This is a genomic window from Haliscomenobacter sp. (genome assembly GCF_033763495.1).
Taxonomy (GTDB): Bacteria; Bacteroidota; Bacteroidia; order Chitinophagales; family Saprospiraceae; genus Haliscomenobacter.
Genome location: NZ_JANRKL010000117.1, coordinates 42,926 through 51,842 on the forward strand (window position 1 = coordinate 42,926; position 8,917 = coordinate 51,842).

The 8,917-nt window shown below is 47.8% G+C and carries 9 protein-coding genes; 3 read left to right on the forward strand and 6 right to left on the reverse strand.

The genetic code is table 11. The annotated features are described in order from the left end of the window. Positions 1-153 precede the first annotated feature (153 nt). Both SFV55_RS12665 and SFV55_RS12670 read left to right on the forward strand, forming a co-directional pair. Positions 154-603, forward strand: coding sequence for a MarR family winged helix-turn-helix transcriptional regulator (locus SFV55_RS12665; protein ID WP_320029873.1), 450 nt, complete (start codon positions 154-156; stop codon positions 601-603). A 53-nt stretch (positions 604-656) separates the two neighbouring features. After that, entirely contained in the window at positions 657-1,604 is a 948-nt protein-coding gene (locus tag SFV55_RS12670; RefSeq protein ID WP_320029874.1) for an alpha/beta hydrolase, read from the forward strand. An 89-nt stretch (positions 1,605-1,693) separates the two neighbouring features. Here the strand turns inward: SFV55_RS12670 and SFV55_RS12675 are convergent, their stop codons facing one another. Together SFV55_RS12675 and SFV55_RS12680 are read right to left on the reverse strand one after the other, a co-directional pair. Continuing rightward, positions 1,694-2,818, reverse strand: coding sequence for an alpha/beta hydrolase (locus SFV55_RS12675; protein WP_320029875.1), 1,125 nt, complete (start codon positions 2,816-2,818; stop codon positions 1,694-1,696). A gap of 69 nt (positions 2,819-2,887) precedes the next feature. Next, positions 2,888-3,997 carry a 5-methyltetrahydropteroyltriglutamate--homocysteine S-methyltransferase gene (locus tag SFV55_RS12680; RefSeq protein WP_320029876.1) on the reverse strand — a complete coding sequence of 370 codons (1,110 nt, stop codon included), beginning with the start codon at positions 3,995-3,997 and terminating at the stop codon, positions 2,888-2,890. 173 nt (positions 3,998-4,170) lie between these two features. On the opposite strand from SFV55_RS12680, the gene SFV55_RS12685 reads away from it, so the two are divergent. Then, positions 4,171-5,169, forward strand: coding sequence for a S1 family peptidase (locus SFV55_RS12685; RefSeq protein WP_320029877.1), 999 nt, complete (start codon positions 4,171-4,173; stop codon positions 5,167-5,169). Between the two features lie 15 nt (positions 5,170-5,184). Here the strand turns inward: SFV55_RS12685 and SFV55_RS12690 are convergent, their stop codons facing one another. The 4 genes from SFV55_RS12690 to SFV55_RS12705 all read right to left on the reverse strand — a co-directional run. Beyond that, on the reverse strand, positions 5,185-6,546 hold the full coding sequence (locus SFV55_RS12690; RefSeq protein WP_320029878.1) for a methyltransferase RsmF C-terminal domain-like protein: 1,362 nt from the start codon (positions 6,544-6,546) through the stop codon (positions 5,185-5,187). A 2-nt stretch (positions 6,547-6,548) separates the two neighbouring features. Continuing rightward, entirely contained in the window at positions 6,549-7,142 is a 594-nt protein-coding gene (locus SFV55_RS12695; protein WP_320029879.1) for a D-sedoheptulose 7-phosphate isomerase, read from the reverse strand. Beyond that, positions 7,143-8,411 (reverse strand): glycosyltransferase, encoded by a 1,269-nt coding sequence (locus SFV55_RS12700; RefSeq protein ID WP_320029880.1) that lies wholly within the window; start codon positions 8,409-8,411, stop codon positions 7,143-7,145. A 1-nt stretch (position 8,412) separates the two neighbouring features. After that, a partial coding sequence (locus SFV55_RS12705) for an NAD-dependent epimerase/dehydratase family protein (protein WP_320029881.1) occupies positions 8,413-8,917 on the reverse strand: 505 nt, incomplete at its 5' end.

Here is an 8,917-nt window from a genome sequence, read left to right on the forward strand (position 1 = left end):
TGATGGTGATGTAGAAAATTGTAAGTATAAGTTTAAGGTAGCCTTACAAAATTAACAAATTTAAAAATGCTTTCCGTACTTTGTTTCGACTGTGGTCTATTTTTCTATTTTTGTGACTTATGTGTTTTTGGAATAGCACTTAACCCAATAGATATGCCCGCTAGAACCATCTATTTAATCAAACGCCTGGAAACGGAAGTAACCGCCAACATGATCAAAATTTTAGGCGCGTACGACATCACTCCCTCCCAGTTTATCATCCTCAACTTTGTGGGAGACAATGAAACCGATTTGTCCTCCGCTCAATTGTCGCGGCGTTTTTTGATGACCCCTCAGTCGATGAACGAGGTGGTGACGACCTTGCAACGCAAAGAATTGTTGGAACGAAATACCGATCCCAATCATAAACGTATCCTGCGCATCACCCTCACTGAGAAAGGAAAAGAGGTGTTGGAAATCTGCAACGCGGCAATGGATGTGTTTGAAGAAAAATTGTTGAAAAAGCTCAAAATCAAAGAAAAAGAGGTTTTTCGTGGGTCAATTGGGAAAATTTTGGAGAACCTCAAGGAAGAGGGCGAAGAAAAGCCAAAAGTTGTAAAATGATGTAGGGCATCGCCGAAGGCGAGGTGCAACATTATCCACAAAACAATCATACGATGACCCGATACCACCTGCTGTTTATAATTTCCCTGGGCATTAATTCCCTGCTGATGGCGCAATCTCGCGAAATCAACGCTGAAAAAACGGCCATTCAATCTTCCCGCTACTGGTTGGATATTGACTATGTAGGTGATGGTCACATTGGCCACCGCCTGGATGTACACTTGCCCAGCAAAGGAAAAAAACCTTTCCCGGTGATCCTCTGTGTATATGGTAGTGCCTGGTTTTCGAACAACTCCAAAGGGACTGTTTTTAGTACGGGTTTGGGCCAGGCCTTGCTCAATGCGGGTTTTGCAGTAGTGAATGTCAATCACCGTTCCAGTGCCGATGGGCGTTTCCCGACCCAAATTCAGGATGTAAGAGCGGCAATTCGTTTTATCCGGGGCAATAGTGAAAAATTTGGGCTGGATAACAATTTTGTGGGCATCACCGGTTGGTCTTCGGGCGGGCATTTGTCGGCTTTTACGGGGACAAGTAGTGGAATCAAAGACTTTGAAATTGAAGGCAATAAAATTGATTTGGAAGGTAAGCTGGGCAAACACACCGAGGAAAGTAGTGCAGTGGATGCAGTGGTCGACTGGTTTGGTCCTACCGATTTTTTGATCATGGACGAATGTGGAAGTTCTTTTTCCCACAACGAGGCCAAATCGCCAGAATCTTCACTGGTGGGTGGCCCGATTCAGGAAAACAAGGTGAAATGTGCTTTGGCGAATCCGATGACTTATGTTTCGGCGAAAACGCCATCGTTTTTGATTTTTCATGGGGACAAAGACAATCTGGTGCCCCATTGCCAGAGTGAAAAATTGTACGAAACCTTGCAAAAGGCGGGAGTGCAAAGTGAATTGGTGATTGTGCCAGGTGGGCAGCATGGGCCGGGGGTAATGGAAGCGGGGTATTATGCGCGGATGGTGGACTTTTTTAAGAAGGAGTTGAAGAAGAAGTAGGGGCACCACCCTTGATTTTGAAAAACCAAAGCGACACACTTTTTTCTTTGTGATTAAATCATGTCGCTTTGGTGGCGTGGCATACGGAATTATTCCAAAAATCTCGCCTGCGCCTTCTTTCCCGTCTTCACCCAAGCCCGTAAGGCATCAAAAGCCACCCCGGTCTGCTGTGGTGTAAACTGGCAATGCGCCTGCCCATTGGTATACAATACGGTCAAAAACTGACTTTTCCCCCGTCCCTGTAGCATGTTTTCGTAATTGGTCACTGCATAATTGGGTGGGATCAGTTGGTCGTACAAGGTATGCATGAGTACGATTGGTTTGTCCACATTCCCGGTGCGGTCATAGGCTACAAACAACTTGTCGGCACCAGGTGTAGCGGCGAGTCGCTCAGCTTTTAGATTCACTTCTTTGTCGTTCGGAAAGCCGCTGTATACCGTATTGGTATTGTCGAAAGGATTGCCTTTGGCTTTTTGCGCCACGTCGCGCAAGACATTTTCGCTAAACATCAAGGTGAAGGCCAAGTCATCAAATTTGAGGTCAAAACGTTTGGCTACAGCCAGACCCAAAAGCGAATCTTTGGACACAATGGCTTTGCGAATCGCTGCAACTCTGGGCATCATTTCTCTAAAGGACATGGCTGCCACCGGTTTGTTTAAATCAAAAATGTCGGAGAGTTTTGAAGCGATCCCCGGAAACAAGCCATTAAACGTTGCGTACAAGTCAAACTCCTTGCGTACCTGCAAATAAGGTCTGCTCGAAAGTGGGCACAAGGGCAATCCACCCAGGTAACTTTGGCCATAATTTTCCATGATCCCCAGGGTGATGCCACCGCCCATGGAATGCCCCACCATGAAGGTTGAGTCGGGCTTTCCGTAGGTTTTGACGAAGTAATTGCGCAATGCTTCCGTGTCTTCAATTCCCTCGGGCATAGCATACCCTTGTTTGGAATAATCGGAAGCGGCCACGGCAAAGCCCCGTTCAAGAAAAGGTTTCATACTGGAGATAAAACCTGGATTTTGGCTTTGCCGGGGACTCGCGCCCATGAACTCATAGCCATGCGCGTACATGACCAGTTTTCCTTTCCAGTTGTCAGGAAAGAGGATGCGGTATTTGGCACCTTTGATGCTGCCTGTGTCGATTTTGGCGATGCCGTTTTGGGCAAAAAGACCGACCGAACCGAGTAGCAAGAAAAAGCAGAATAGATTTTTCATGTTCAGGACATTTTAGGTGGCTATAAAAATAATTCCACCGAAGGTGGGATGCTAAAAAATTGCTGTGGTTTATGGGTTCCCCCAAACTTTAATCGCCGTATTCACCACCAATTCCAACTTGCGCCACTGGTCGTCGTGGGTCATTTGATTGCCGTGGTGAGTGGACGAAAAACCACATTGAGGACTCACACACAAGTTTTCCAGCGGAGCATACTGAGCAGCTTCATCGATGCGCTTGCACAAGTCATCCATGTTTTCCAATTCGGCAACTTTAGAGGAAACAATCCCCAAAACCACCATTTTATTTTTCGGCACAAAACGCAGCGGCGCAAAATCGCCAGAACGCTCATCGTCGTATTCCAGGAAGTAGCCGTCTACATTGATTTCGTTGAACAAGACCTCCGCTACAGGCTCGTAACCACCCTCCGCAAACCAGGTACTGCGGTAGTTGCCCCGACAAAGGTGGATGCCTACGCGCAGGTCTGCAGGCCGATTGTCAATCACAGCATTGATCAAAGCCGCGTAGGTTTTGGGCAATTCATTCGGGTCTTCACCCCGTTCAGCAGCAGCGGCGCGCATTTTGGGGTCACAAAGATAGGCCAGGTTGGTATCGTCGAGTTGCAAATAGCGCAAACCAACTGCGTAAAGATGGTCGATTTCCTCCCGATAAGCTGCAGCCAGGTCATGGAAAAACAAATCCATATCGGGGTAAGAATTAATGTCGATAGATTGGCGGCCTCCCCGGAAATGCACCATGGTCGGAGAGGGAATGGTCACCTTGGGGGTGCGGGTAACGATGGATTTCAGGTAGTTAAAGTCGGCCACCTGGATGTCGTGTTGGTGTTTGAGTTTGCCAGTTACGCTCACTACAGGTGGCTTAAAACCATCTTCAGCTGCTTTGGCATTGGGATTGCTTTCGATGCCTCCGGTGACTGTTACACCATCCAGTTCTTTGAGGAAGTCGAGGTGGAAATAATCGCGACGGAATTCTCCATCGGTAATGGATTGAATACCCGTGGCTTCCAATCTTGTGACCGTTTCGGCGATGGCCGCGTCTTCAATAGCGCGCAATTCAGCAGCAGAGATTTCTCCTTTTTTCCAGCGTAGGCGGTTCTCTTTGACGGCACTGGTTCTCAATAAACTTCCCACGTGATCCGCACGGAATGGAGGCGTTGACATGATGAGCGATTTTGTAGGTGATGCGATTTTGAGTGTCCTGATGCGTATTTTAATATCAGGTTGCCTGCTAAGTTACGGAGATTTTTTTTTACTGTCCAATTAATTTGCAAATGTTACATTACTTTTATGGAAACAAACTTGAATTTCCAGCAAAATCCTTAATTCACTTCAACATGAACATCAATACTCCACTTTTTTATCTGCTTTTTGCCTCCATGGTTTTACTCTATTCTTGCCAAGAAGACGAAAGCGTTGAAGAGGATTTTGGCGTGGCATTTGGTATTCGCCAGGATAAAAATCTAGCGGATTATGAAGCGGTTGCCGCCGCGAACAACCCTGCATTGCCCAATTTTAAGGCGGTGATTGCATTTAGTTACAGTTTGGATGGTAGCGCCAAAGCGGAGTACATTGCCTCAGGTACTTTGATCGCGCCACAATGGATACTCACTGCGGCACACAATTTTTATGACGCCAGCGAACAAAAAAAGCCAGCCCTGGTAAAAGGCATCACCATAAAAACGGGGGATGATCCCAATGATCCAACGCAGACTTACACTGTATCCCAGATCGTGATTCACCCAACCTGGCTGCACGGCAATCAGGATTTTCAGCATGCCAATGACTTGTGCCTGGTCAAAGTCTCCAGTCCAATCAACTCAATTACTCCGGTAAAACTCCATACAACTAGTACCGAGCCGATTGGTGGAACCATCTGGTTCTGTGGATTTGGTGATTATTCAGGTGCACCAGGGCAAAATCCCAATCTTGAATCCAAAAAACACGCCATAGAAAACATCCTGGATAGAAAGGTGGAAGGCTTAAAAACCACTCATGAAACCACGGTCTATTCAGGAGGCTTGCTGGCTTTTGATTTTGATGACCCTCTTGGTGCCATCAATGCCTTAGGGGATAACCTTGTCAATGCCGATGAAGGTATTTTGGGTGCAGGAACCAGTAGTGCTGGAGCGCTGAATTTGGAGGGGGCTACGGTGGAAGGCGATAGCGGTGGACCTTTGTTTGTGAAAAACGGAAGTGTGTGGGAATTGGCGGGAGTACTATCCGGTGGGGCAACAGATCCTGTACCTGGGCACAAAAAAAGTGATTATGGTGACATCAGTGTTTTCACCCGGGTTTCTACCTCCTACAGTTGGATTCAATCGGTTATCAAATGATGGGACACCATCACACTACACACCCCCACCCATTCTTATTCTCCATTCCTTAGGAAAATAATTATTTACCCGGCCTTTGATGTTTTTGACCCAGCCGAGGTTGATGCCCTCGTAATTGACCAGACTCCAACCATCGGAAGAATCTGGGAGTTCGATCACTTCTTTGCGCAGGTATTTTAAAGCAGTGGGAAGATCGAGTGATGTGTTGGGCAAGTTGGGATGAACCACAGTGCTCAAAGCCAAAGCAGGAGCAGGGATGAAATCCTGGTGTTTTAAAGCCCCTAGTTCAAGGACAGGGTCCCAGCGCCGCAAATAAGGGCTGAGCTCCTGGAAAAAATCAGCACATGCTTGGGGAACAGCCGCCAGTTCACCATGTGGACTTTCCAGCACCAACAACTCAGCGCTGGATTTGACCCATTTTTTTAAAAAGTCTACATTTTTGCGGGGCGCATTTTTCCAAAATCCTTTCGTTGGAGCCGATTTGAGCACGGTGTAATGCTTTTCCTGACGCATGGCCGCGATAAAAAAACCCTCTCCCTGTACGTGATGAGGATAACACTGGTAGCCAAAATCGCGGGCCTGCACGCCCCATTCCGCTGGAAAAGACAGGGGGATCGGGCTCAGCTCAAGGTTGTCTTGGGACCAGGCTACGTTCAAGGCGTTTTCGAACTCATTGTAGGTGCAGGTGCAATAAATCAGAATGCCGCCGGGCTTGAGCAAGGGACTGGCTTCGGCCAGGATGCGCCGTTGGCGAGCGGAGCAGTGTTGTACGTGTTCAGGCGACCATTCGTTGACCGCATTGGGGTCTTTGCGGAACAAACCTTCGCCGGAGCAGGGCGCATCCAATAATACAAGGTCAAACTGGCCTTGTAGGGGGGCAAATTCCCGGCTGTCCTGGTTGGCACACAACACATTGGGATAGCCCCATTTACAGAGGTTTTCCCGCAGGATTTGGTAGCGGGACTTGATGACTTCATTGCTGATCAACAAACTGTCTTCAGATATGGCCGCAGCCAAAAGTGTACTTTTTCCGCCCGGCGCAGCAGCCAAATCCAATACTTTTAAAGGCTGATTCAAATCGATGACCTGGGGCAATACCGCCGACAACAACATTGAAGAAGCTTCCTGCACATAATAGGCTCCACCGTGTAAACGAGGATCGAAGGTGAAAACAGGACGCTCTGCAAGGTAAATTCCTTCTTTGTTCCATTTTACTCCGTCTGAATTTTCCGACCAATTTTTTAACTTAAAAGGATTTCGACGGATGCTGACGGGGGTGGGGGAGGAAAGCGCTTGCAAGAATGCCTCGTAATCGGTATTACCCAATTGCTGCAACATTTGGTTTGAAAAAGCGCTGGGTAGAACCGGGCTGGGCATTTTTAGCGGTTTGGTTGGGCAAATAATTCCTTCTCTACGATTTCACAAACAATATGTCCGATCAGCATATGGCATTCCTGGATCCGGGGGGTATCCTTGGACGGAATGTTGATGAGGATGTCGCACAAATTGGCCATTTTTCCACCTTCCATTCCGGTCATCCCGATGACGGTCATGGATTGTTCTCGGGCCGCTTCGATGGCCTTGAGCACGTTGGGGGAGTTTCCAGAGGTGGACATGGCCACCAGAATATCTCCTTTGTTGCCCATGGCGCGCAACATCCGAGCGTAAACCTCTTCGTACCCGTAGTCGTTGGCTACCGCAGTCAGATAGGAAGTATTGACGTGCAGGGCTTCGGCATATAAGGGTGGCCGGTCGAAGTAATACCGCCCGGATAGCTCCGCAGCCAGGTGTTGAGCATCTGCAGCACTGCCGCCATTGCCACAAAACAGCACTTTATGCCCGGTTTTAAAAGCCTCTAAGAAAGTGTTTGCCATTTGATGGGCACGCTCCAGCAAGTCCTCTTGCTCGTGCAGCATGGTGACGGTGTACAAGTGAGAAGCAATGCGGGTCTGGATCAGCGGGTGGATGTTCATTTATGCATGCATTATTACTTTAGCGTAATTTTCCCAACTCAATTCCTTGGTTTTCTCCCGTATGTTTTCCCTTGGGATAGGTTCGTCCAGAAAGCGCAACATTTGAGCCGCCATGGAATCTACATCACCCGCTTCGGCGAGGTAACCACTAAAACCTTCCTGAATGGTTTCCGGAAAATGACCTACTTTGGTGGCAACCAGGGGCAGCGCAAAGTTATAACTCAAAGATTCTATGCCCGATGGGGTTGCATACTCATAAAACAGCACCACACAATCGGCCACCTGGAAGTATTTGTGGACGTCTTCGTTGGGAATAAAGGTGTTGAACACCGCCACCCGGTCCCTCAGGTTCAACTCGTCGATCAAGGCCAGTGGGTTGTATTGGCGTTCATCGTCGCTTTGACGCAAAACGATTTTTTTGGCCAAACCAAATAAGGCATTTTTGATTTTGGTGCTCCACTTGGTATTGTCTAGGGTTTGCCAAAAGGATTCCCCACAAATGAGCAGAGATACATCGTCGCGTTGGGCGGCCACTTTTTGGAAAGCTGGAATTACGTGGTGCAGTCCTTTGTATTTGCGGATGAAGCCAAAAAAGAGAAACACGTGTTTGCGCAAACCATGCTCTTTTTTGAAGCCCTCTACATCAAAGTCCGCTTTCGGTTGAAACAAATCGTAAATGGGGTGGTATAGTTTGAGTACGGTTTGGACCATTTTATCGGTGCTGCGCTGGCCTTCATAACTCAAGTCAAACTGCCGATTGGGGTAAAGGGTTTTGAGCTCGTTGAAGGTTTTGAGGGCGTGTACGATGTAGGTTTTGGCTTTACCAATCCCCATTTTGGTGAAAAATTTGTCGATGCTGCTGTTCTCTTTTTGGATCACAAAGTGCAAGTCGAGGATGACTTCGATCTCGGGATGTTGCCGCAACCAACCTACGATCCGACCGATGGGTAGTCCTTGAATGGCGATAGCCCACTGAAATACCACCTTGTCTGGTTTTAAACTCAGAATATAGCGGTAGGTTTCGTACCAACTGACGGGGTTGTTGTAGTTGGTGATGTATTTGACTTTGATGTTGCTGCCTTCGAGCAAATCCATATGGCTAGACTTGTCTACAAACTCGCGGGGGATGATGGCGGGGTATTGCTGAGTCCAAGACACAATATGGACCTCGGTACCTGGGATTTTATCCAAAGCACGAGCCAGGGAGGTGTTGTAATTGGAAATACCTCCTTTGAATTTTGGACCAGGACCGAAACAGACTATTTTCATATTATAATTTCTTTATCGCCTCATCGTATACCCGCCGCAAACCTTCCTCCAAGCTGATTTTGGCTTCCCAGCCCAGGGTTTCTTTGACAAAATCCATGTTGCAATAACGGGAATGCACCCCAACCGGTTTATCCAAAAGCGGCTTGATGGTCGGCTTATACCCGGCGAAACTGCAAAAAACTTCAATGATTTCGCGGAAACTGCTTAGCCGACCCATTCCGATGTTGATGGCCGTTCCGTTGTGGATTTTATCCATTGCCACTTCCACACAATCCAAGACGTCGTCGATGTGTACAAAGTCGCGACCTTGATTGCCACTGCCCCAAACCTCGAAAGGATCTTCTTTACGGGCTGCACGAGCGGCGATGGCAGGAATGGGGTAGGAGAGGTCCTGATCTTCGCCATAACCACTGAAAGGGCGGATGCAGGTCACTTTTACTCCATAATATTGAGCCGTAATTTGTGCCAGGTATTCACCAGTCAGTTTACTCCAACCATAGGTCATA